The sequence below is a fragment of the Pseudomonas sp. MF6767 genome, from assembly GCF_016405475.1.
In the GTDB taxonomy this organism is placed as follows: Bacteria; Pseudomonadota; Gammaproteobacteria; order Pseudomonadales; family Pseudomonadaceae; genus Aquipseudomonas; species Aquipseudomonas paracarnis.
Genome location: NZ_JAEKCY010000001.1, coordinates 695,677 through 718,060, shown reverse-complemented (window position 1 = coordinate 718,060; position 22,384 = coordinate 695,677). Strand labels below are relative to the sequence as shown.

The window sequence follows — 22,384 nt, the reverse complement described above, 5'->3', positions numbered from 1 at the left end:
CGCTCTTGGGGGAGATATTGCAGAGTGCATGCCAGCTTTATTGCAAAATAAAACACAATAAAATCAAGCACTTACACTTGCTCGATAGATTCGTCGCCTAGCATCCTGCACGATGCCTCCTTGCAGGCCGTGCGAAATGCACGATGACCAGTGGGCGGAACCAGACACCTGGCGCGCACATCGAAGGATCGAAGAGCAACAAGTCCTGAAAATGTCCGCAAACCACGTCTGTAGGAAGGCGCGCAGATAGCTGCACGAAGAAGCCTTTTATGAATCAGAATAAACCATGCAACTTGCCCGATTATTCCGGGACTAAACACCATCACATTTATAGTTAAGGAGTGCGGGACAGATGGATTCAGCCAAGGAACTTCAAGGCCGCATTCTTTTAGTGGATGACGAATCCGCGATCCTGCGCACCTTCCGCTATTGCCTGGAAGATGAGGGCTACACCGTCGCCACCGCGAACAGCGCCGCCCAGGCCGATGCCCTGATGCAGCGTCAGGTGTTCGACCTGTGCTTCCTCGACCTGCGCCTGGGCGAGGACAATGGCCTGGACGTGCTGGCCCAGATGCGCGTGCAGGCTCCGTGGATGCGCGTGGTGATTGTGACCGCCCATTCGGCCGTGGATACCGCCGTGGACGCCATCCAGGCTGGCGCCGCCGACTATCTGGTCAAGCCTTGCAGCCCTGACCAACTGCGCCTGGCCACGGCCAAACAGCTGGAGGTACGTCAGCTCTCTGCGCGGCTGGAAGCGCTGGAAGGCGAGGTGCGCCAGCCCAAAGACGGCCTGGACTCCCATAGCCCGGCAATGATGGTGGTGCTGGAAACCGCGCGGCAGGTGGCCGGGACGGACGCCAATATCTTGATTCTCGGCGAGTCCGGCACCGGTAAAGGTGAGTTGGCTCGGGCGATACACGGTTGGAGCAAGCGCTCGAAGAAGTCCTGCGTGACCATCAACTGCCCATCACTGACCGCCGAACTGATGGAAAGCGAACTGTTCGGCCATAGCCGCGGCGCATTCACCGGCGCCAGTGAAAGCACCCTGGGCCGAGTGAACCAGGCGGACGGCGGTACGCTGTTTCTCGACGAGATCGGCGATTTCCCGCTCACGTTGCAACCCAAGTTGCTGAGGTTTATCCAAGACAAAGAGTATGAGCGCGTGGGCGACCCAGTCACCCGCCGCGCTGACGTGCGCATCCTCGCAGCCACCAACCTGAACCTGGAAGACATGGTGCGCGATGGCCGTTTCCGTGAAGACTTGCTCTACCGCCTGAATGTCATCACCTTGCACCTGCCCCCGCTGCGCGAACGCAGTGAAGACATCCTGACCCTGGCTGACCGCTTCCTTGCCCGCTTCGTCAAGGAATACGCACGCCCGGCGCGCGGCTTCAGCGATAATGCCCGCGAAGCGCTACTGAACTACCGCTGGCCCGGCAATATTCGTGAACTGCGCAACGTAGTGGAACGCGCCAGCATCATCTGCCCCCAGGAGAAGGTTGAGATCAGCCACCTGGGGATGGCTGAGCAACCGGCCAACAATGCACCGCGTATCGGGTCGGCTTTGAGCCTTGACGAGCTGGAGAAAGCCCATATCGGCGCCGTACTTGCGACCAGCGACACACTGGACCAAGCGGCCCGCACACTCGGCATCGATGCGTCGACGCTGTACCGCAAACGCAAGCAGTACAACCTTTGAACAGGACCTTATGAAGCTCGCGATGAAACTGCGCACCCGGTTATTCCTGAGCATCTCAGCCTTGATTACCGTGGCTTTGCTGGGGTTGGTCCTGGGCTTGGTCAGCGTCATGCAAATGGCCAAGACCCAGGAATCGCTGATCCGCAGTAATTTCATCACCCTGGACCTGGGGCTCAAATTGCGTCAGAGCCTGGGCGACCAGTTGATCATGATGCTGGAGAAGCGTCCCGACCCAGACGCCCTGCAAGCCTCCAAGCAGCATTATTTCGATCTGTTGGATCAGGGCATCGCCCATGAGCAGGTCGACGGCAAAAACCATGGTTTCAGCCAGGCACGCTCGGATTACCAGAATCTGCTCAAGGCGTTTGACCAATCCCAGCAGACATCACCGCCTGCGGGCAGCAAGGAAAAGCTCACCGAGACCTTCAACATACTGCGCAACGGCTTGATCGCCGACCACAAGCGGGCCCTGGAAAATATCAGTACCAGTGAGCATAAATCCCGTGAGCGCGCCCTGTTGATAGCGGGCCTGCTCGGGCTGGTAGGGCTCGCGGTGCTGATCATCGGTTTCGTCACGGCCCATGGCATCGCCCGGCGTTTCGGTGGTCCCATCGAGGCCCTGGCCAAGGCCGCCGACAAGATCGGGCAGGGCGACTTTGAAGTCACGCTGCCGATCTCCTCCGCAGCGGAAATGAACCTGCTGACCCGCCGTTTCGGCATCATGGCCGAAGCGTTGCGCCAACATCAGGCCACTAACATCGATGAACTGCTGGCCGGCCAACAGCGCCTGCAAGCGGTGCTCGACAGTATCGATGACGGCCTGTTGATGATTGATCGCCAAGGCTGCCTGGAGCACCTCAACCCTGTAGCGCAGCGCCAATTGGGCTGGGATGAGGAGCGGCTGGGTCAAGGCCTTGGTGAAGCCATGGGTCGTGCGGAAATGGATGAACAGCTGCAACTGGTGCTGCGCGGCGGCAACCTGGAGCGGGCCCCGGACGATCTGGAGGTGGAAGTCGAGGGTGAGTTGCGCCTGCTGACCTACAGCCTGACCCCGGTCAGCCATACACAGGGGCACATTCTCGGGGCCGTGATGGTGCTGCATGATGTGACTGAACAGCGCGCCTTCGAACGGGTGCGCAGCGAGTTCGTATTGCGCGCCTCCCATGAGCTGCGCACGCCGGTTACCGGCATGCACATGGCCTTCGGCTTGTTCCGTGAGCGGGCCAAGTTCCCACCGGACTCCCGCGAGGCGGACCTGCTGGATACGGTGAATGAAGAAATGCAGCGCCTGATGCAGTTGATCAACGACCTGCTCAACTTTTCGCGCTACCAGAACGGCCTGCAGAAACTCACCCTGGGCACGTGCGATGTCACCGACTTGCTGGAGCACGCACGGGCTCGGTTTGCTGAGCCTGCGAACGCCCAGCACATTGAGTTGCTGGTAGAAGCTCAACCTGAGTTGCCAAGGCTGTATGCCGACCAAGTGCAACTGGAGCGGGTGCTCGACAACCTGTTGGGCAATGCCCTGCGCCACACCGCCGAAGGCGGGCAGATTCGCCTGCAGGCACGACGGCATGGCGAGCGGGTGATTATCAGCGTCGAGGACAACGGCGAAGGCATTGCCTACGGCCAGCAAGGGCGGATCTTCGAACCCTTTGTACAGGTGGGCCGCAAGAAGGGCGGTGCGGGCCTGGGCTTGGCACTGTGCAAGGAAATCGTGCAATTGCACGGCGGCCGCATGGGTGTGTACTCGCGGCCAGGGCAGGGTACGCAGTTCTATATGGCATTGCCCCTGTAGGAGCGAGCTTGCTCGCTCCTACCTGTACACCATCAGCGGTGATTCAAGGCCTTCAGGATCGCGGCGCTTTCAGCGTCTGGGGTGCCGTCAAACAATGACGGGCGAAAGCGCATCTGGAACGCAGCGATGACGTGCCTTGTGGCCACATCCAGCTCACCGGTCTGCGGCGTCTGGTAGCCCAGGCGCGCCAGCTCTTCCTGGAACCAGGTAATGCTCGGCAACTGCGCGGCGTACTGCACCTGGAACCGGGCCACTGCCTGGGCATCCGGCCACACGGCCAGACCTTCTGCCGCCAAGCGTTTCCAAGGGAACAACGGGCCTGGGTCCAGCTTACGCAGTGGGGCAATGTCGCTGTGCCCGATGATGTTCTTGGGGTCGATGCCATTGCGCTTGCTGATGTCCTTGAGCAGCACGATCAGCGACTGCACCTGCGCTTCGGAATACGGGTACCACACACGCCCCGTCGGCGTATCACTGAACCCTGGGTTGACGATCTCGATGCCGATGGAGCTGGAATTGAGCCAGGTGCGCCCCATCCACTCGCTTTGCCCGGCGTGCCAGGCGCGCTGGCTTTCATCCACCAGCTTGTAGATGGTGCCGGAGGCGTCGTCGCCGATCAGGTAATGACTGCTGACCTGGCCATGGGTCAACAGCGCCAGGGAACGTTCAAGGTTGGTCGAGGTGTAATGCACCACAACGAACTGCACGCGGTTGTCGTGGTTAACCGAAGGATGGCTGGTGTTCAGACGCGGGCCGCTGGCGCAGCCGGCAAGCAGAAGAAACGCTAAAGCGATATACAAGGATTTCATGGCGAGAGGTATTACACTGAAAGACGATAATGCAACAGTGTAACGTAAGGTTCATGGCTAGGCGGTCAAATCACAAAATGGAACATCTTTTATGCCGCCTGCACCTGATTACGTCCCGCAGCCTTTGCCCTGTAGAGCGCCTGGTCGGCACGCTTGAGCGCCAGGTCACTGCGCTCGCCGGCCTGAAACTGCGCCACGCCCATGGACACCGTGATCGTTACCGGCTCACCTTTGAAGTGGAACGGGCACGCTGCAATGGCCTCACGCAATAGTTCACCCACGGCCAACGCATCCGCCAAAGCTGAGTCGGGCATTAGCAGCACAAACTCTTCACCCCCGAAACGCGCGATGAAGTCAGTCGGCCGCAGGCGTTTGCTCAGCACGTTGGCGATGATCTTCAAGACCTTGTCCCCTGCCAGGTGACCGTAACCGTCGTTGATGCGCTTGAAGTGGTCCAGGTCGAGCATGGCCAGCGACAGGCTGTTACCGCGCTGATGCCAGGCGTTGACCTCGTAATCGAGGCGTTCGCTCCACGCCGCACGGTTGGGCAGCCCGGTGAGCGGATCGATCAAGGCCTTCTGGCGCTGCACCTCCAGGTGCTCGCGGTATCCCTGGGCCTCCTGCTCCATATGGGCCACGCGTTCAGCCAGGCCTTTGAGGCGTGCGGCCACTTCCTGTTCCCGCAGGTCACGCTGTTGCTGGTGTTCATCCATGGTGCCGAGCAAGCCTTCAAGGTGGCTTTCGAGCACCTGCTTGAGGCTGTCCAGGTCGGCGGCGTCCTGCACGCTGCTTTGCAGGCCGTCCACCTGCTCGCGAATCTGTGTGTCCAACTCCCGCGCGGCCAGGCTGCTGTCGGCGTGGCCGTCGCTGGCGACCTGCAAATGCCCTTGGAATGCCTCGAGACGCTCGTTGAGCTGCTTGAGATAAGCCTCGAACTCATGCTGGCCACTGTCGGTGACCGCCAGCATCAGCACGGCCAGGTCATCCAGGATCGGCAGCAGTTCGTACCAATTCAAACCATGGGCGAGACGCTCACGCATCGCCTCGGCCTGGGGCTGGTGACGTTCGGGCAGGGAAAGGTCTTCCAGCAGGCCGAGCAAAGTGCCTTCAATGTGCTTGGCCACCGAGCTGTAGGACGGTTCAGGCGAATCGGGCAGGGCGTAGGTGCCGTCCGGTTGCAGCTCGTCAGGCTCGGGGCTTTCCAGCACGGGGGGCAGCGACAGGCTGCCGATGGTGGTCTCATCCGGCGTTTCGACTGGAGCCGGCGGCGGTTCGATAAAGGCAGCGAGTGCGCTTTCGTGAGCAGGCTCCGCAACCGGTGGCGCCTGCACGTCGGGCTCCGGTAATTGCGCAGGCGCAATCGACGGCAGCTCTGGAGCGTCGAATACCGGCGTTTCTCTGGCGACCTCTTGCCCTTCGGCCGCGGCAACAGGCGCAGCCTTCAAGGCCACGGGTGTGGGTGACAGCGGTGCAAAGGCACGCAAGGCTTGGGTCAGCTCTTCCGATTGCGCAGGTTCTTCCGGTTCGGGTGCGGGTTTGGGCGCTGCAGGCTTTGGCGCTGCCAATTGCATTGCCGGCAGTGGCTCAGCGTCAACCGGCAATGCTTCACTGGCGGCCTCCTTACTACCGAACAGGCGTTGCAACAGGCCCGGGCCTGGGCGTGCGGTATCGCCTTCAGGCTCCAGATTATTCAGCGCCTGCCCCTGCAGGCTGCTCAGCTCACTGAGTAGCAGGGGTATCTCCCGCGCTTGTGCCACGCGACCATCGAGTTGCTTGGCGAAGGTTTTCAGCGGGCGAGCCACCTCGCGGGGCAACGGCAGCTTTTGCAACTGGGTGACCAAGGCGGTGAGCGCGGTGCTGATCTGGTCGACACGGGTTTCGCGGCGCTGCTCCGAATCCAGCACGGCCTTTTCCAGGCGTGGCAGTAAAGCGGCGAGGGCAGCGTCCATGTCGTCCGTGCGCACGACATCGCGCATTTCCTTCATGCATTGATCGACGGCGCGGTCGGTGCCTTCAGCGGCCAGCGTGCTGCGCACCAGCCCGCGGCGCAGCAAATCGAGGCGGGCAGCCCAGCGGCGTTCGAGTTTGTCTTGTTGCTCGATGCTCTGGAGGTATTTCTCTTTCCAGCGCTGGGCGTCGTCGCTCATGCAAGGGGTCCGCGAGGGCCTGGGCTCAACGCGGGTAATGCATCAGCCGTGAGCGAACCCGGCAGACGAATCTCTACCGCGACCGGCAGGTGATCGGAAATGGGCTGCGCTAGCACCTGCACACTTTCCAGTGTGAGGCTTGGGCTGAGCAGGATATGGTCAAGACAGCGCTGCGGGCGCCAGCTGGGAAACGTGGCTTCGACTTGCGGGGCCAGTAACCCCAGGTCGCGCAGCGGAGAATTCTGCAGCAGGTCGTTGGCATGGGTGTTCATGTCACCCATGAGCACCTGGTGCTTGTAGTTACCAATCAATTCACGCACGTAGGCCAGTTGCAGGTTGCGCGTACGCCCCCCGAGGGCCAGGTGCATCATCACCACCACCAAGGCTTCCGGGCCTTCGCCAAAACGCACAAGGATCGCCCCGCGCCCTTTGGGGCCTGGCAAGGGATGATCTTCAATAGCCGTGGGTTTGAGGCGGCTGAGTACGCCATTGCTGTGCTGCGCCAGGCGCCCCAGGTTGCGGTTGAGTTGCTGATACCAGTACGGGAAGGCGCCCAGCTGAGCCAGGTGTTCCACCTGGTTGATATAGCCGGAGCGCAGGCTGCCGCCGTCGGCTTCCTGCAGGGCGACCAAGTCGAAGTCGCTGAGCAGGTCGCCGATTTTCTGCAGGTTACCGGTACGCCCCTTGTGGGGCAGCAGGTGCTGCCAGCCACGCGTAAGATAGTGCCGATACTTCTCGGTACTGTTGCCCACCTGGATATTGAAGCTGAGCAGGCGCAAGCGGCTGTCTGCCGGCAGGCCTGTGGACTCCAGGTGATGCTCGTTGACCTGCGGTTCATGCAGGCCAACGACACGCTCGGTACCCCAGCGGCGCATGGCGAGCCCCTTACTTGGCAGCGCGTTCTTTGGCAATCAGTTGGTCGGCAACGTTCAGGGTCGCTTCAGGACCACCGGTGCTGCCCAGGTCGAAACGGTATTTGCCGTTGACGATCAGAGTTGGAACGCCTTGCACGCCGTACTTCTGCGCGAGTTCCTTGGCCTGTTTGATTTGGCCCTGGATAGCGAAGGAGTTAAAGGTCGCCAGGAACTTGTCCTTGTCGACACCTTGAGTAGCAACGAAGTCAGCCATTTCGTCCGGTTTGGTCAGGCGCTTGCCTTGTTTCTGGATCGCTTCGAAGACAGCGTTGTGGACCTTGTGCTCAACACCCATGGCTTCCAGCGTCAGGAACAGTTGGCCGTGGGCGTCCCATGGGCCACCGAACATGGCAGGAATGCGACGGAAGTTAACATCCTTGGGCAGCTTTTCAGCCCATGGGTTGATAGTCGGCTCGAAGGCGTAGCAATGCGGGCAGCCGTACCAGAACAGCTCCACCACCTCGATCTTGCCGGGTACCGCAACCGGAACCGGGTTAGCCAGTTCAACATAGGTTTTACCGGCTTCAAGCGGCACATCGGCAGCTTGAGCGGTCATGCCGAAGAGGCTGGCAGTGACGAGAGCGGCGCTGAGGATCAGATTACGCATGCTTTACTCCTGGACAAATAAAGTCGCCTCACGCGACCTTTGTTGTGACAGGTCTACGCGGACATGAGTTCGTTAGTGTAACGGCAGCGGCCACAAAAAAGGGCGGCCTGAGCCACCCTTTTTATGCTTGCATCGCGGGATTAATCGAGCGTTAACGCCCAGCCCCGTCAGTGCAGGCCCTGGATATAACTGGAGAGGGCTGCGATGTCTTCGTCGCTCAGCTTGCGAGCGATGGTGCGCATGGTCATGGCGTCCCCATCGTTGGCCCGGCCGGCTTCTTCTTTGCGGAAGTCGGTCAACTGTTTGGCGATGTAGGTGGCATGCTGGCCGCTCAGGTGCGGGAAGCCTGCGGCAGCGTTGCCTGCGCCATTGGGCGAGTGGCAACCGGTGCAGGCGGGCAAGCCTTTTTCCAGGTTACCGCCACGGAACAACTGCTCTCCGCGGGCGACCAATTTAGGATCGGCAGCTCCCACGCTACCCTTCTGGCTGGCAAAATACGCCGCGAGGTCCGCCAGGTCCTGATCGTTGAGATTGGTCAGCAGGCCGGTCATTTCCAGCACCGTGCGCTTGCCGTCCTTGATGTCGTGCATCTGCTTGCTCAGGTAGCGTTCACCCTGGCCGGCCAGTTTGGGGAAGTTCGGCGCCGGGCTGTTACCATCCGGGCCGTGGCAGGCACCACACACGGCGGCCTTCGCTTGACCGGCAGTGGCATCACCTTTGACGGGGCCCTCTGCAGCGACGGCAGCGCCTGTGATGCCCAAGGTCAACAGCAGACTCACGATCAGTTTGTTCATCAGCTAATCCAACTACGGCTAAGGGTTTAAGAGTTATCTACCGGGTTTACTCACCATCAAATCAATGACGGCCTGGTAATCCTCAGTACTGCAGTCCATGCACAAACCACGCGGCGGCATTGCCTTGAAACCCTGGGTCACGCACTGCGTCAGCCTGACCATGCAAACTCGGTTGATCCTGTGTAGCCTGAGCGCCGTAAAGCGGAATCAGGGCAGCAGAAGCGAGCAACCGTCGGTCCATACATCGACCTATTCAGGGTTTGAGAGCGTTTTGCGTTCTAATGCGCAATAAAGGTCTTTCGCTCCCGTGAACCTCATCCTTCGCTGGGACAAAGCACACACAAAATCTGCGGCATTATATACTGGCGCTACTGAAACGGAAACGACACCGCTTGCCGCACCCTTTCTCGGCACCGCCCACATCGGAAATCTCATGCAACTCAAGAACCCCATCCTCGGCCTGTGCCAACAGTCCACCTTCATGCTCAGCGCCGCCAAAGTGGACCAATGCCCCGATGACGAGGGCTTTGAAGTCGCCTTTGCCGGCCGTTCCAACGCCGGTAAATCCAGCGCACTGAACACCCTGACTCACGCCAGCCTGGCGCGCACCTCGAAAACCCCGGGCCGCACGCAACTACTCAATTTCTTCAAGCTAGACGATGATCGGCGTCTGGTCGACCTGCCGGGCTACGGTTATGCAAAAGTACCTATCCCGCTGAAGCTGCACTGGCAGCGTCACCTTGAGGCTTACCTGGGCGGTCGCGAGAGTTTGAAGGGTTTGATCCTGATGATGGACATCCGCCATCCAATGACCGACTTCGACTTGCTGATGCTCGACTGGGCTGTCGCCAGCGGCATGCCGATGCACATTTTGCTGACCAAGGCCGACAAGCTCACCTACGGCGCAGCCAAGAACACCCTGCTCAAAGTGCAGTCCGAAATCCGTAAGGGCTGGGGCGATACCATCACGATTCAGCTGTTCTCCGCCCCCAAGCGCATGGGCCTTGAAGAGGCCTACACCGTACTGGCCGGCTGGATGGAATTGGCGGACAAGGGCGCAGAAATCGCCGAGTAACTTTTCTACGGGCAAAAAAAACCCCGGACTTCTTTTGGGGAGGGGAAGTTCGGGGTTCAAGTTCCGGACCGCTAGGGCGGGGTCTGGAATTATCTGCCAACACTTAACACAACATAGGAGCATTGAAGGGCTTCACCACCCATTCAGTAACTCTGAGTGGCAGTTCACAGGTTAAGTTCCGACAGGCTCAAAAAACTATTGGAAATAACTGACGACGGTTTCCGATCTAAACCGCTTCGCCACCACTAACGGTGATGGCAAAGCCGCGGAATCAGTGCGCCTCGTCCCAGTTATCGCCTACGCCTACGTCCACCACCAAAGGCACGTCCAACTGAGCCGCCGCGCTCATATGCTCGCGAATCTTCTCGCTGACCTGCGCGACCAGGTCTTCACGCACCTCCAGCACCAATTCGTCGTGCACTTGAAGGATGACCTTGGCATCCAGGCCCGACTCGGTCAGCCAGTTATCCACCTGCACCATGGCTTTCTTGATGATGTCCGCCGCCGTACCCTGCATCGGCGCGTTGATCGCTGTGCGCTCGGCCGCCGCGCGCTCCTGGGGCTTGTTGGAGTTGATATCCGGCAAGTACAGGCGCCGCCCGAAGAAGGTTTCGACATACCCCTGATCCGCAGCCTGGGCGCGGGTTCGCTCCATATATTCGCGCACCCCTGGATAGCGAGCGAAGTACACATCGATGTAAGCCTTGGCGGTCTTGGTATCGACGCCGATGTCCTTGCCCAGCTTCTGGGCGCCCATGCCGTAAATCAGGCCAAAGTTGATCGCCTTGGCGCTGCGGCGCTGGTTGGACGTGACCTCATTCAACTCGACCTTGAACACTTCGGCCGCCGTGGCCGTGTGCACGTCCAGGTCATTGCGGAAGGCGTTCATCAGGCCTTCGTCCTTGGACAAATGCGCCATGATCCGCAGCTCGATCTGCGAATAGTCCGCCGCCAGCAGTTTGTAGCCCTTGGGCGCGACAAACGCCTGGCGAATGCGCCGCCCCTCGGCGGTGCGCACCGGGATGTTCTGCAGGTTCGGATCGCTGGAGGACAAGCGCCCGGTCGCCGCGACGGCCTGATGGTAAGACGTATGAATACGCCCGGTACGCGGGTTGATCTGTTCCGGCAGGCGGTCGGTATAGGTACTTTTGAGCTTGCTCATGCTGCGGTACTGCATCAATACCTTGGGCAACGGAAAATCATCTTCGGCCAGTTTGGCCAACACTTCCTCAGCGGTGGATGCCTGGCCCTTGCCGGTTTTTTTCAGCACCGGCATGCCGAGCTTCTCGTACAGGATCGCCCCGAGCTGCTTGGGCGAACCCAGGTTGAATTCTTCACCGGCGATCTCGTACGCCTGGCGCTCCAGCTCGACCATCTTGTTACCCAGCTCGATGCTCTGAATGCCGAGCAGGTCCTTGTCTACCAGTGCGCCCTGGCGCTCGATGCGTGCCAGCACCGGCACCAGCGGCATCTCGATGTCCGTCAGCACACTGGCCAGGCTCGGGATCGCCGCCAGTTGCGCGTACAAGTGCTGATGCAGGCGCAAGGTCACGTCGGCATCTTCGGCCGCGTAGGGGCCGGCTTGCTCAAGGGCGATCTGATCGAACGTGAGTTGCTTGGCCCCTTTGCCGGCGATGTCCTGGAAGCTGACCGTGTCGTGATCCAGGTACTTCTTCGCCAGACTGTCCATATCGTGCCGGGTCGCGGTGGAATTGAGCACGTAGGATTCGAGCATAGTGTCGAAGGCGATGCCGCGCACGGTAATGCCCTGTGCAGGGTCGCCGCCAATGGCGCAGTTGGCCAGAATGTTCATGTCGAACTTGGCGTGCTGGCCCACCTTGAGTTTGGTCGGGTCTTCCAGCAGCGGTTTCAGGGCCAGCAGCACGGTGTCGCGGTCCAATTGATCCGGCGCGCCGATATAGGAATGGGTCAGCGGGATGTAGGCGGCTTCATGGGGCTGCACAGCAAACGAGACCCCGACCAATTGCGCCTGCTGGGCGTCGATGCCGGTGGTTTCGGTGTCGAAAGCAAACAACGGCGCATCGTGGAGTTTTTTCAGCCACACGTCGAAGGTGGCCTGATCCAGAATAGTGGTGTAAACCGCCTCGACCGGTACCGATATAACAGCCTCGACCGGCATTTCGGCGGCCGGCGCAACCTCGCTCGCCGATTTGAGCTCGACACGCTTGGCATCGCGCTGAATCTCGTCGTACCAGCTCTTGAACTCAAGCAGCGTGTACAGCTCCAGCAGCTTTTCGCGATCCGGTTCGATCAGGTGCAAATCATCCAACCCGATATCCAGCGGCACATCGATCTTGATCGTCGCCAACTGATAGGACAGGAATGCCATCTCCTTGTGCTCCTCCAGCTTGGCCGGCAGGGTCTTGGCCCCACGGATAGGCAGGGTCGGCACAATATCCAGCTGCTCATAAAGCTCTTTGAGGCCGCCATTGACTCCCACCAGCAAGCCGGAGGCGGTCTTGGGGCCAATGCCCGGAACGCCGGGAATGTTGTCGGACGAATCCCCCATCAACGCCAGATAGTCGATGATCTGCTCCGGAGCGACGCCGAATTTCTCCTTAACGCCCTCGATGTCCATCGAGCTACCGGTCATGGTGTTGACCAAGGTAATGTGGCCGTCCACCAGCTGCGCCATGTCTTTGTCACCGGTCGAGATCACCACCGGGCGGCTGGCGGCCGCGCTGCTGCGAGCCAGGGTGCCGATCACGTCATCGGCCTCGACGCCCTCGACGCACAGCAACGGGAAGCCAAGAGCGATCACGCTTTGATGCAGCGGCTCGATCTGCAGGCGCATGTCATCAGGCATGCTCGGGCGGTTGGCTTTGTATTCGGCGTACATCTCATCGCGAAACGTCCCACCCTTGGCGTCGAAAACCACCGCAAATGGGCTGTCCGGGTACTGCTTCCGCAGGCTTTTGAGCATGTTCAACACGCCCTTCACCGCACCGGTGGGCAGGCCTTTGGAGGTGGTCAGCGGTGGCAGCGCGTGGAAGGCGCGGTACAGATAAGAAGAACCGTCCACCAGGACGAGGGGCGCTTGGCTCATGAGCAGGATCAACCTTTTCGGCGGGTCAGGCGCTAGAATAGCCGGACCAATGAAAACAAAGGGACAAGGTTATCATGCGTACATTCAATCGCCTGCTGTTGACCGGTTTGATTGCACTCGCTCCGATGGCTGCCATGGCGGCAGACAGTGCCCCTGGAGGTGATCCGGAAGTTACCATTCGCACGGAAGGCGACAAAACCATCCAGGAATACCGCCAAAACGGCTTTCTGTATGCGATCAAGGTCACCCCGAAGGGCGCACCACCGTACTTTCTGGTACGTGCGGACGGCACCGACGCGAACTTCATCCGCTCTGACCAGCCGGATATGCTGATCCCGTCATGGAAGATCTTCGAATGGAAATGATTTCTTAATTTTAACCGGCGCTGCCCACCGCAGCGCCCGTAACGGCAGTTTTAACCATGTCTGTGTTCACCCCCCTGGCTCGGCCCGAGCTGGAAACCTTTCTCGCCCCTTATGGGCTCGGCCGCCTGCTTGATTTCCAGGGGATTGCCGCCGGCAGCGAAAACACCAATTTCTTTATCAGCCTGGAACAGGGTGAATTCGTCCTGACCCTGGTTGAGCGTGGCCCGGTGGCAGAAATGCCGTTCTTCATCGAACTGCTTGACGTGCTCCACGACGCCGACCTGCCTGTGCCGTACGCCCTGCGTACCACCGACGGCATCGCTTTGCGCGAACTCAAGGGCAAACCGGCCTTGCTGCAACCGCGCCTGGCGGGCAAGCACATCAAGGAGGCCAATGCACAGCATTGCACCCAGGTTGGCGAACTGCTCGGCCACCTGCACTTGGCCACCCAGGGCGAAAAGGTACTTGAACGCAAGACCGACCGCGGCCTGGATTGGATGCTCTGCGAGGGCGCGCAACTCCTTTCGCACCTCAACGAGGCCCAGCAACGCCTGTTGCGCGATGCGCTGGCCGAGATAGACGCCCACAAGGCCGACATCCTCGGCCTGCCGCGGGCGAATGTGCACGCCGATCTGTTTCGCGATAACGCGATGTTTGAAGGCACGCACCTGACAGGCCTGATCGACTTCTACAACGCCTGTTCGGGGCCGATGCTCTACGACGTGGCCATCGCCTTGAATGATTGGTGCTCGGATGCCGATGGCGTGATTGACGGTCACCGTGCCCGGGCGCTGCTGGGCGCTTACGCGGGGCTACGGGCGTTTACCGCGAAGGAAGCCGAGCTATGGCCGACCATGCTGCGCGTGGCGTGCGTACGGTTCTGGCTGTCCCGGCTGATCGCGGCCGAATCATTTGCAGGGCAGGATGTGTTGATTCATGACCCGGCTGAGTTCGAGCACCGCTTGGCGCAGCGTCAACAGGTCACGGTCCACCTGCCGTTCGCACTTTAAAAGACCGACTCGGCCAATGTGGGAGCTGGCTTGCCTGCAATAGCAGTATCGACTGATACTGCGCTATCGCGGGCAAGCCCACTCCCACAGGGGTTTTGTGTTGCGTGTTAGAGCGACTCCAGGCAACCGGCCAAGTCATTGCCGAGCCTTTCCAGTACCTGCTCATAACCCTGCGCGGTAGCTGGCGTATAGCCACCCAACGCATCCAATTCCGCCAACTTCACCGGCAACCCGGCCACCAGGGTTTCGGCCAAGCGAGGTCGCAACGGCGGCTCGCTGAACACGCAAGTCTTGCCCACTTCCTGCAAACGCGCGCGCATCGCCGCTACGTGCTGCGCGCCCGGCTGCACTTCGGCGGCCACGCTGAACACGCCAGCATGCTTCAAACCGTACGCCTCTTCGAAGTAATCAAAGGCTTCGTGGAACACGAAATAAGGTTTGCCATCAACGCCCGCCAAACGCTGGTTCAGGCGCGCATCCAGCGCGTTCAGGCGTTCTTCGAAGGCCTTCGCATTGCTCTGATAACGCTCGGCATTGGCTGGGTCGGCAGCGCTCAGATCGGCCGCCATCCGAGCGGCGATCACACGTGCATTGACCGTGGACAGCCACAGGTGCGCATCCACACTGCCTGGGCGGTGATCGTGATCATGTTCGTCGGCTTCATCGGCATGAGAGTGGCTATCTTCGCCGAAGACGCGCAGTTTCATGCCTGGCAGGTCCTGCACGGCCACCGTTGGCGCCGTACGGCCTTTGAGCACACGCGGCAAAAACGTTTCCATGTCCGGCCCGATCCAGTACAGCAGGTCCACCGACTGCACACGCCGTACGTCGGATGGGCGCAAAGCGAAGTTGTGCGGCGACGCCCCCGGCGGCAGCAACACCTCTGGAACGGCCACGCCGTCCTGCACGGCAGCTGCAATCAGCTGCAACGGCTTGATGCTTGTCAGCACCTTGACCTCGGCCTGAGCGGCACCGGCAACGAACAAACTGGTGACAAATACGACAAAAACGGGAAAAAGTCGGGACACGATGACCACTCGATGGCGTAGGAACGGGTAACATAATAACGTCTCTATCAAATATCTGTCGCCGCTCATGCCTAAAACACCGCTTGCCAGCCGTCCCCACGACCACTCTCACTGCGTGCACACCGCATTGTCAGAGGCCGACACCCTGTGCGCAAAGAAAGGCTTGCGCCTGACCGCCTTGCGTCGCCGGGTGCTGGAGCTGGTGTGGCAGAGCCACAAGCCTTTGGGCGCGTACGACATTCTTGGCGTCCTCAGCGAGCAGGACGGCCGCCGCGCCGCGCCACCCACCGTTTACCGTGCGCTGGATTTCCTGCTGGAAAACGGCTTGGTGCACCGTATTGCCTCGCTCAATGCCTTTGTCGGTTGCAACCACCCGGAGCACACGCATCAGGGCCAGTTCCTGATCTGCCGCGAGTGCCACGCCGCCATTGAGCTTGAACAAAAAAGCATCAGCGACGCCATTATCAAAAGCTCTGCCGACGTCGGCTTCAAGGTCGAAGGGCAAACGGTCGAAGTGGTCGGCCTGTGCGCAGGCTGCCAGGGGGTTTGATGAGCAATGCGTTAATCCGCCTGGAGCAGGTCGGGGTCACGTTCGCCGGGCAAAACGTGCTGGAGAACATCGCACTGAGCGTGGAACCGGGGCAAATCGTCACCCTGATCGGCCCCAACGGCGCTGGCAAAACCACCTTGGTGCGCGCCGTGCTCGGGCTGCTCAAGCCCCACAGCGGCACGGTTTGGCGCAAGCCCAAGCTGCGCGTGGGCTATATGCCGCAAAAGCTGCACGTGGACCCGACATTGCCGCTCTCCGTATTGCGCTTCCTGCGCCTGGTGCCTGGCGTAGACCGCGCCCGCGCCCAGGCTGCGCTTAAGGAAGTCGGCGCCGAACACGTCATCGACAACCCGGTGCAAAGTATTTCCGGCGGCGAAATGCAGCGCGTGCTGCTGGCCCGCGCCTTGCTGCGCGAGCCCGAGCTGCTGGTACTCGATGAACCCGTGCAAGGTGTCGATGTCGCCGGCCAGGCCGAGCTGTACAGCCTGATCACCCGTCTGCGCGACCGCCATGGTTGCGGCGTACTGATGGTCTCCCACGACTTGCACCTGGTCATGAGCACCACCGACCAAGTGGTCTGCCTCAACCGCCACGTGTGCTGCTCCGGCCACCCGGAACAGGTCAGTGGCGACCCGGCGTTCGTGGAGCTGTTCGGCAAGAACGCCCAGAGCCTGGCGATCTACCATCACCACCATGACCACGCCCATGACCTGCATGGCGCCGTCGTCGATACCCCCCACGTTCATGGAGATAGCTGCAAGCATGGCTGATTTTCTGCTCTACGCCCTGCTGGCAGGCTTGGCTTTGGCACTGGTGGCGGGCCCATTGGGCTCGTTCGTGGTCTGGCGACGCATGGCCTATTTCGGCGACACCTTGTCCCATGCCGCCTTGCTGGGCGTGGCCATGGGCTTTCTGCTGGATGTAAGCCCGGCCATCGCCGTGACCGTCGGCTGCCTGCTGCTAGCCGTGCTGCTGGTGACCCTGCAGCAACGCCAGCCACTGGCCTCCGACACCCTGCTGGGCATCCTCGCACCCAGCACCTTGTCCCTGGGCCTGGTGGTGCTGAGCTTCATGCATGAAGTGCGCATCGACCTGATGGCCTACCTGTTCGGTGACCTGCTGGCGATCAGCCCGACCGACCTGGCCTGGATCCTCGGCGGCAGCGCTGCGGTGCTGGTGTTGCTGGTGGCCCTGTGGCGCCCGTTGCTGGCGATCACCGTGCATGAAGAACTGGCCAAGGTAGAAGGCTTGCCCGTCGCAGGCCTGCGTATGGCCTTGATGTTGCTCATCGCCGTGGTGATTGCTGTCGCGATGAAGATTGTCGGCGTATTGTTGATCACGTCGCTGCTGATCATTCCAGCCGCCGCTGCCCAGCGCCACGCTCGCTCTCCGGAGCAGATGGCAATTGGCGCCAGCCTCCTGGGGATGCTTGCAGTGTGTGGTGGCCTGGCGCTGTCCTGGTTCAAGGACACACCGGCCGGGCCGTCGATTGTGGTTACGGCGGCCGCCCTGTTTCTGCTGAGTTTTGTCCTGCCCCGTCGAGGGGTGTAGACTTGCTCGCTTTTTGCGCAAATAGAGAGTCGCAGGAATGAAGCCGTTCACCTCCCGTTATCTGCTCCTTGCCGCATTTTCACTGCTGCTGGGCGCCTGCCAAAGTACGCCGCCCGCTGCCCCCCAGGCTCCGGATCCGCGGGCTGCGGCCATCGCGCAGCTGGAACAAAACCTGGCCAGCAGCGAATTGGCCACCGCCGAAGACCAACTGGCTGCATTGCAGGCCCAATCGCCCAACGACCCGGCACTTGAGGCCTACCAGCGTCAATTGGCCGAAGCCTACCTGCAGCGCAGCCAGATCGTGCTGCAAAAAGGCGACGTCAACGCGGCCGCCACGGCCCTGAGCCGTGCCCGCGCTTTGATGCCCAAGGCCCCTGCGCTGACCGGTGGCGTCAACAGCGCCATCAGCCATGCGCGCAAAGCCGAATTGGACCAGGCAGAAGCTGCGTTGAAAGCCGCTGAGGCCAAGCCTGCCGCCAAGGTCATCGACCCGGCAGCGCCGAGCACCACCGTGGCGCTGAACCTTGCGGATGTTGAAGACATGCGCCATCAGTTGGACGCCATCGCCACCGATGTGGTGAATTACCAGTGCGACGTCAGCATCCAGGTGCCACGCACCCAGGATTACCCGTGGCTGGCCACGTTATTGACCAAGCGGGTGAAGCGAATTGATTCGGGGTATGACCTGAAAATTCACCGGCAAATCCTGAAACATATTCCGGCGCAGGTTGTGCTGATTCCGCGCAAGGCGGATTAAAAGCATCGCAGGCAAGCCAGCTCGCACATTTGAACAGTGTGGGAGCTGGCTTGCCTGCGATGACGATCTAACAAACAACCGATAAGTTAAGCCGGAATCGCCTTGGATTTCGGCTCACGCGCCCACACTCGATGCTGGGCAATCGCCGCAAAGAAGGCCTTGAACGCCTTGGCATCCGCGCCCACGATCAACCCCGCATCCTCCTCCAGTTTCAGCAGGTCCAGCAACGGCTTCACATCGCTGGCTACCGCAATCGCCTTCAGGTGTTTGTAGGCTTCCAGTACGTAATGCAACGCCACGCCATCACCGCTCAGCGCCTTCACGGACTCTTTGCCACCCGGGATAAACACTGCGTCGAAGGCAATGGACGGCATGCCTTCCATCGAGGCGTCGACCGGCAGCGTCTTGCCCTGCGCGGTGGTCACCGGCGCCGAAGTAGGCCCCAGCAACTTGGCATGGGCGCCTTCAGCTTCAAGCGCGGCTTTTAACGCGTCAATGGCCGCACCATCAACGCCGTTGGCTGCCAGAATCGCCACTTTGCGCGTTTTGATATCGCCCGACAGCAAGTTCACCTGGCTCAAGGCTGGCGATTCTTTCAACGACGTTTCACGGGCAGGCACGGTGCCCTTGGTCGGCGCCGGCAAGCCCAGGTTCTGCGCAACGCGCTTGGCCAGCTCCAGGTCGATATTGGCCAGGATCTCGTTGACCTGGCGCGCACGGATGAACTCGCGCTCCACCTTGCCCAGCTCAAAACTGTAGGCCGCGATAATATGCTCTTTCTCGTGGTGGCTCATGCTGTTGTAGAACAGCGTCGCCTGGGAGAAATGGTCACCGAAGGATTCGCTGCGCTCACGTACTTTGTTGGCATCGACGCGCTCGTAGTAGGACTCAAAGCCACCATCGGTAGGACCAGCAGGGGTTTCTTTCGGCCAACCACCATCAATAGAGTTTGGCTCGTAGGACGCACGACCCTTATCAATCACGGTGCGATGCTGAGCGTCGCGCTGGCCGTTATGAAAAGGCACGACAGGCCGGTTGATTGGAATCTCATGAAAGTTCGGCCCGCCCAGTCGGCTGATCTGGGTATCGGTGTAGGAAAACAGACGGCCCTGCAGCAATGGGTCGTTGGTGAAGTCGATGCCCGGCACGATGTGACCCGGGCAGAACGCAACCTGCTCGACTTCAGCGAAGAAGTTGTCCGGGTTACGGTTGAGCACCATTTTGCCCAGCGGCGTGATCGGTACCAGTTCTTCTGGAATGATCTTGGTCGGGTCGAGCAAGTCGAAATCAAACTTGTGCTCGTCTTCTTCGGCCACGATCTGTACGCCCAGCTCCCACTCAGGGTAATCGCCGCTTTCAATCGCTTCCCACAGGTCACGACGGTGGTAGTCCGTATCTTTACCGGCCAGCTTTTGCGCCTCATCCCATACCAGCGAGCAGGTGCCGACTGTTGGACGCCAGTGGAACTTCACGAAGCTGGACTTACCTTCGGTATTGATCAAACGGAAGGTGTGTACCCCAAAGCCCTGCATGGCGCGCAGGCTTTTTGGAATGGCGCGGTCGGACATGGCCCAGATCACCATGTGCGCGGATTCCGGTTGCAGCGAAACAAAGTCCCAGAACGTATCGTGGGCCGAACCGCCGGTAGGAATCTCGTTATGAGGCTCGGGTTTCACCGCGTGGACGAAGTCAGGAAATTTGATCGCATCCTGGATGAAGAACACCGGCATGTTGTTGCCCACCAGGTCGAAGTTGCCTTCGTCGGTGAAGAACTTCACGGCAAAACCGCGCACGTCACGCACGGTGTCGCCGGAACCACGCGGGCCCTGCACCGTGGAAAAACGTGCGAACACTGGGGTTTTGTGTTCAGGCGTGCGCAGGAAACCGGCCTTGGTCAGTGCCGAGTGGTCGCCATAGCTCTGGAAGTAACCATGGGCGCCGGTACCACGGGCATGCACGATGCGCTCGGGGATACGCTCATGGTCAAAGTGCGTGATCTTTTCACGCATGATGAAGTCTTCCAGCAGCGAAGGGCCGCGGGCGCCGACTTTCAGGCTGTTTTGGTTGTCGGAAATCTTCACGCCCTGGTTGGTGCGCAGGGCCTGGCCGGTCGCGTCGGAACGGAATTCTTCCAATGCCTGCAGTTTGGCGTTGGTATTCCCTCGGTCCAGGGTATCAGTGCCCGCGAGTTCACTCTTGGGCGGGGTGGCTGGCTTCTTGGTACTCATCAGTCAAAACTCCTTAGTCAAAGTGGCCAGAGCGGTCCCCGGCTCGTTTGAGCGAAACCCCAGGCACGGCACCCGGGACATCGAATTGCTTATGTAGTGACTGATGGGGTTTTGTGCCGTTCCTTTTTTATGACCTTTGGTCTCGTTATTGCCAAATCGCTGGATGGATACGAAATAAATGCTAAGAAACACTAGATGGACAGGCTAAAATGCGCGCCCGGCTAACCGCTGATCCCTTTTCAATGCGCCCCACAAGGTTCGCTACGTGATCGAGTTTCAAAACGTCCATAAAACCTACCGCGTCGCCGGTAAGGATATCCCCGCCCTGCACCCCACCAGCCTGCGCGTCGAGAACGGCCAGGTGTTTGGCCTGATTGGCCATTCGGGTGCCGGTAAAAGCACCCTGTTGCGCCTGATCAACCGTCTGGAAGAGCCCAGTGGCGGCCAGATCAAGGTGGATGGCGAAGAAGTCACTGCGCTGGACGCCAACGGCCTGCGGCGCTTTCGCCAGCAGGTCGGGATGATCTTCCAGCACTTCAACTTGCTGGCGTCCAAGACCGTGGCCGACAACGTCGCGCTGCCGCTGACGCTCGCCGGTGAACTGTCGCGCAAGGAAATCGACCAGCGTGTGGCTGAGCTGCTCGCCCGCGTCGGCTTGTCGGACCACGCCAAGAAGTACCCGGCGCAGTTGTCCGGCGGCCAGAAGCAGCGCGTCGGCATCGCCCGAGCCCTGGCGACCAAGCCAAAAATCCTGCTTTGTGACGAAGCCACCAGCGCCCTCGACCCGCAAACCACGGCGTCGGTCCTGCAACTGCTGGCCGAGATCAACCGCGAGTTGAACCTGACCATCGTGTTGATCACCCATGAAATGGACGTGATCCGCCGCGTATGCGACCAGGTCGCCGTCATGGACGCCGGGGTAATCGTCGAGCAAGGCTCGGTGGCCGACGTGTTCCTGCACCCCAAGCACCCGACCACCAAGCGCTTCGTACAAGAAGCCGAACAGGTGGACGAAGGCGAGCAGCGCGACGACTTTGCCCATGTGCCAGGCCGTATCGTGCGCCTGACGTTCCAAGGGGACGCGACCTACGCGCCGCTGCTGGGTACCGTCGCACGGGAAACCGGTGTGGACTACAGCATTCTTGCCGGTCGTATCGACCGCATCAAAGACATCCCTTACGGGCAACTGACCCTCGCCGTCACCGGCGGTGACATGGAAGCCGCGTTCGCACGCTTCACCGCCGCCGACGTTCACATGGAGGTCCTGCGCTGATGGACGTTTTCCTGAGTTTCTTCGCCAATATCGACTGGTCTGAAATCTGGCTCGCCACCGGCGACACCATGACCATGCTGTTCGGCTCGCTGTTCTTCACCGTGCTACTGGGGCTGCCCCTGGGCGTGCTGTTGTTCCTGACCAGCCCGCGCCAGCTATTCGAACAAAAAGGCCTGTACGCGCTGTTGTCGCTGATCGTGAATATCTTGCGCTCGCTGCCGTTCATCATCCTGTTGATCGTGATGATTCCGTTCACGGTACTGATCACCGGCACGTCGCTGGGTGTCGCCGGCGCGATCCCACCACTGGTCGTCGGTGCCACGCCATTCTTTGCTCGCCTGGTGGAAACCGCCCTGCGCGAAGTGGACCGTGGCATCATCGAAGCCACCCAGGCCATGGGCGCCACCACCCGCCAGATCATCACCAATGCCCTATTGCCCGAGGCCCGCCCTGGCATCTTCGCGGCGATTACGGTGACGGCGATTACACTGGTTTCCTACACCGCGATGGCTGGTGTGGTCGGGGCTGGCGGCCTGGGCGACCTGGCAATCCGTTTTGGCTACCAGCGTTTCCAGACCGATGTGATGGTGGTCACTGTGGTGATGCTGTTGATTCTGGTGCAAATTCTGCAAACCGTCGGCGACCGGCTGGTGGTGCACTTTTCTCGTAAATAACGGCCATTGCCGGCACATAGCCGGCAGATGCCCGAACA

19 protein-coding genes and 1 pseudogene are annotated in these 22,384 nt (G+C 60.5%); 11 read left to right on the top strand and 9 right to left on the bottom strand.

Annotated elements, in window-relative coordinates; genetic code table 11:
- Positions 1 to 352 precede the first annotated feature (352 nt).
- Together algB and JFT58_RS03275 are read left to right on the top strand one after the other, a co-directional pair.
- The gene (algB, locus tag JFT58_RS03280; RefSeq protein WP_034129241.1) at positions 353 to 1,699 is read left to right on the top strand and encodes a sigma-54-dependent response regulator transcription factor AlgB; all 1,347 of its coding nucleotides are present in this window, start codon (positions 353 to 355) and stop codon (positions 1,697 to 1,699) included.
- Positions 1,700 to 1,709: 10 nt separating this feature from the next.
- Positions 1,710 to 3,497 carry an ATP-binding protein gene (locus tag JFT58_RS03275; protein WP_054897229.1) on the top strand — a complete coding sequence of 596 codons (1,788 nt, stop codon included), beginning with the start codon at positions 1,710 to 1,712 and terminating at the stop codon, positions 3,495 to 3,497.
- 32 nt (positions 3,498 to 3,529) lie between these two features.
- Here the strand turns inward: JFT58_RS03275 and JFT58_RS03270 are convergent, their stop codons facing one another.
- The 6 genes and pseudogenes from JFT58_RS03270 to JFT58_RS30155 form a co-directional block, all read right to left on the bottom strand.
- Complete coding sequence (locus tag JFT58_RS03270; protein WP_054897230.1) at positions 3,530 to 4,306, bottom strand: N-acetylmuramoyl-L-alanine amidase; 777 nt, start codon at positions 4,304 to 4,306, stop codon at positions 3,530 to 3,532.
- Positions 4,307 to 4,395: 89 nt separating this feature from the next.
- Positions 4,396 to 6,453 (bottom strand): GGDEF domain-containing protein, encoded by a 2,058-nt coding sequence (locus JFT58_RS03265; protein WP_054897231.1) that lies wholly within the window; start codon positions 6,451 to 6,453, stop codon positions 4,396 to 4,398.
- Positions 6,450 to 7,328, bottom strand: a complete 879-nt coding sequence (locus JFT58_RS03260) for an endonuclease/exonuclease/phosphatase family protein (RefSeq protein WP_003187377.1) — start codon at positions 7,326 to 7,328, stop codon at positions 6,450 to 6,452. Before JFT58_RS03260 ends, JFT58_RS03265 begins: the two co-directional genes overlap by 4 nt.
- 10 nt (positions 7,329 to 7,338) lie before the next feature.
- The gene (dsbA, locus tag JFT58_RS03255; protein ID WP_003187375.1) at positions 7,339 to 7,974 is read right to left on the bottom strand and encodes a thiol:disulfide interchange protein DsbA; all 636 of its coding nucleotides are present in this window, start codon (positions 7,972 to 7,974) and stop codon (positions 7,339 to 7,341) included.
- Between the two features lie 167 nt (positions 7,975 to 8,141).
- Positions 8,142 to 8,768 carry a c-type cytochrome gene (locus tag JFT58_RS03250; RefSeq protein ID WP_014716340.1) on the bottom strand — a complete coding sequence of 209 codons (627 nt, stop codon included), beginning with the start codon at positions 8,766 to 8,768 and terminating at the stop codon, positions 8,142 to 8,144.
- A gap of 33 nt (positions 8,769 to 8,801) precedes the next feature.
- Positions 8,802 to 9,009, bottom strand: a pseudogene (locus tag JFT58_RS30155) (cytochrome).
- A gap of 192 nt (positions 9,010 to 9,201) precedes the next feature.
- Between JFT58_RS30155 and yihA the strand changes: the two are divergent.
- On the top strand, positions 9,202 to 9,843 hold the full coding sequence (gene yihA / locus JFT58_RS03245; protein WP_003187369.1) for a ribosome biogenesis GTP-binding protein YihA/YsxC: 642 nt from the start codon (positions 9,202 to 9,204) through the stop codon (positions 9,841 to 9,843).
- 271 nt (positions 9,844 to 10,114) lie between these two features.
- Here yihA and polA read toward each other — a convergent pair whose 3' ends face one another.
- Entirely contained in the window at positions 10,115 to 12,910 is a 2,796-nt protein-coding gene (gene polA / locus JFT58_RS03240; protein WP_054897232.1) for a DNA polymerase I, read from the bottom strand.
- Between the two features lie 74 nt (positions 12,911 to 12,984).
- On the opposite strand from polA, the gene JFT58_RS03235 reads away from it, so the two are divergent.
- Together JFT58_RS03235 and JFT58_RS03230 are read left to right on the top strand one after the other, a co-directional pair.
- Entirely contained in the window at positions 12,985 to 13,275 is a 291-nt protein-coding gene (locus JFT58_RS03235; protein ID WP_016978788.1) for a DUF2782 domain-containing protein, read from the top strand.
- 56 nt (positions 13,276 to 13,331) lie between these two features.
- The gene (locus JFT58_RS03230; protein WP_054897233.1) at positions 13,332 to 14,285 is read left to right on the top strand and encodes a homoserine kinase; all 954 of its coding nucleotides are present in this window, start codon (positions 13,332 to 13,334) and stop codon (positions 14,283 to 14,285) included.
- A gap of 107 nt (positions 14,286 to 14,392) precedes the next feature.
- Here the strand turns inward: JFT58_RS03230 and JFT58_RS03225 are convergent, their stop codons facing one another.
- Positions 14,393 to 15,322 carry a zinc ABC transporter substrate-binding protein gene (locus JFT58_RS03225; RefSeq protein ID WP_054897234.1) on the bottom strand — a complete coding sequence of 310 codons (930 nt, stop codon included), beginning with the start codon at positions 15,320 to 15,322 and terminating at the stop codon, positions 14,393 to 14,395.
- A gap of 58 nt (positions 15,323 to 15,380) precedes the next feature.
- Here JFT58_RS03225 and zur point away from each other — a divergent pair, with 58 nt between their 5' ends.
- Genes zur through JFT58_RS03205 form a run of 4 tightly spaced genes read left to right on the top strand, consistent with a single transcriptional unit; the run spans position 15,381 to position 18,171 of the window.
- Positions 15,381 to 15,863: a zinc uptake transcriptional repressor Zur gene (gene zur, locus JFT58_RS03220; protein WP_054897235.1), complete on the top strand. Its 483-nt coding sequence runs from the start codon at positions 15,381 to 15,383 to the stop codon at positions 15,861 to 15,863.
- Positions 15,863 to 16,633, top strand: coding sequence for a zinc ABC transporter ATP-binding protein ZnuC (gene znuC, locus JFT58_RS03215; RefSeq protein ID WP_003187361.1), 771 nt, complete (start codon positions 15,863 to 15,865; stop codon positions 16,631 to 16,633). Before zur ends, znuC begins: the two co-directional genes overlap by 1 nt.
- Positions 16,626 to 17,414, top strand: a complete 789-nt coding sequence (gene znuB, locus JFT58_RS03210; protein WP_034129232.1) for a zinc ABC transporter permease subunit ZnuB — start codon at positions 16,626 to 16,628, stop codon at positions 17,412 to 17,414. Before znuC ends, znuB begins: the two co-directional genes overlap by 8 nt.
- A 37-nt stretch (positions 17,415 to 17,451) precedes the next feature.
- Positions 17,452 to 18,171: a PA5502 family lipoprotein gene (locus tag JFT58_RS03205; RefSeq protein WP_014716334.1), complete on the top strand. Its 720-nt coding sequence runs from the start codon at positions 17,452 to 17,454 to the stop codon at positions 18,169 to 18,171.
- Between the two features lie 86 nt (positions 18,172 to 18,257).
- Here JFT58_RS03205 and katE read toward each other — a convergent pair whose 3' ends face one another.
- Complete coding sequence (katE, locus tag JFT58_RS03200) at positions 18,258 to 20,399, bottom strand: catalase HPII (RefSeq protein ID WP_054897236.1); 2,142 nt, start codon at positions 20,397 to 20,399, stop codon at positions 18,258 to 18,260.
- Between the two features lie 265 nt (positions 20,400 to 20,664).
- Here katE and JFT58_RS03195 point away from each other — a divergent pair, with 265 nt between their 5' ends.
- Together JFT58_RS03195 and JFT58_RS03190 are read left to right on the top strand one after the other, a co-directional pair.
- Positions 20,665 to 21,672, top strand: coding sequence for a methionine ABC transporter ATP-binding protein (locus JFT58_RS03195; protein ID WP_034129230.1), 1,008 nt, complete (start codon positions 20,665 to 20,667; stop codon positions 21,670 to 21,672).
- The gene (locus tag JFT58_RS03190; RefSeq protein ID WP_003187354.1) at positions 21,672 to 22,346 is read left to right on the top strand and encodes a methionine ABC transporter permease; all 675 of its coding nucleotides are present in this window, start codon (positions 21,672 to 21,674) and stop codon (positions 22,344 to 22,346) included. The genes JFT58_RS03195 and JFT58_RS03190 overlap by 1 nt, the downstream gene beginning before the upstream one ends.
- The last annotated feature ends 38 nt before the right edge of the window (positions 22,347 to 22,384 follow it).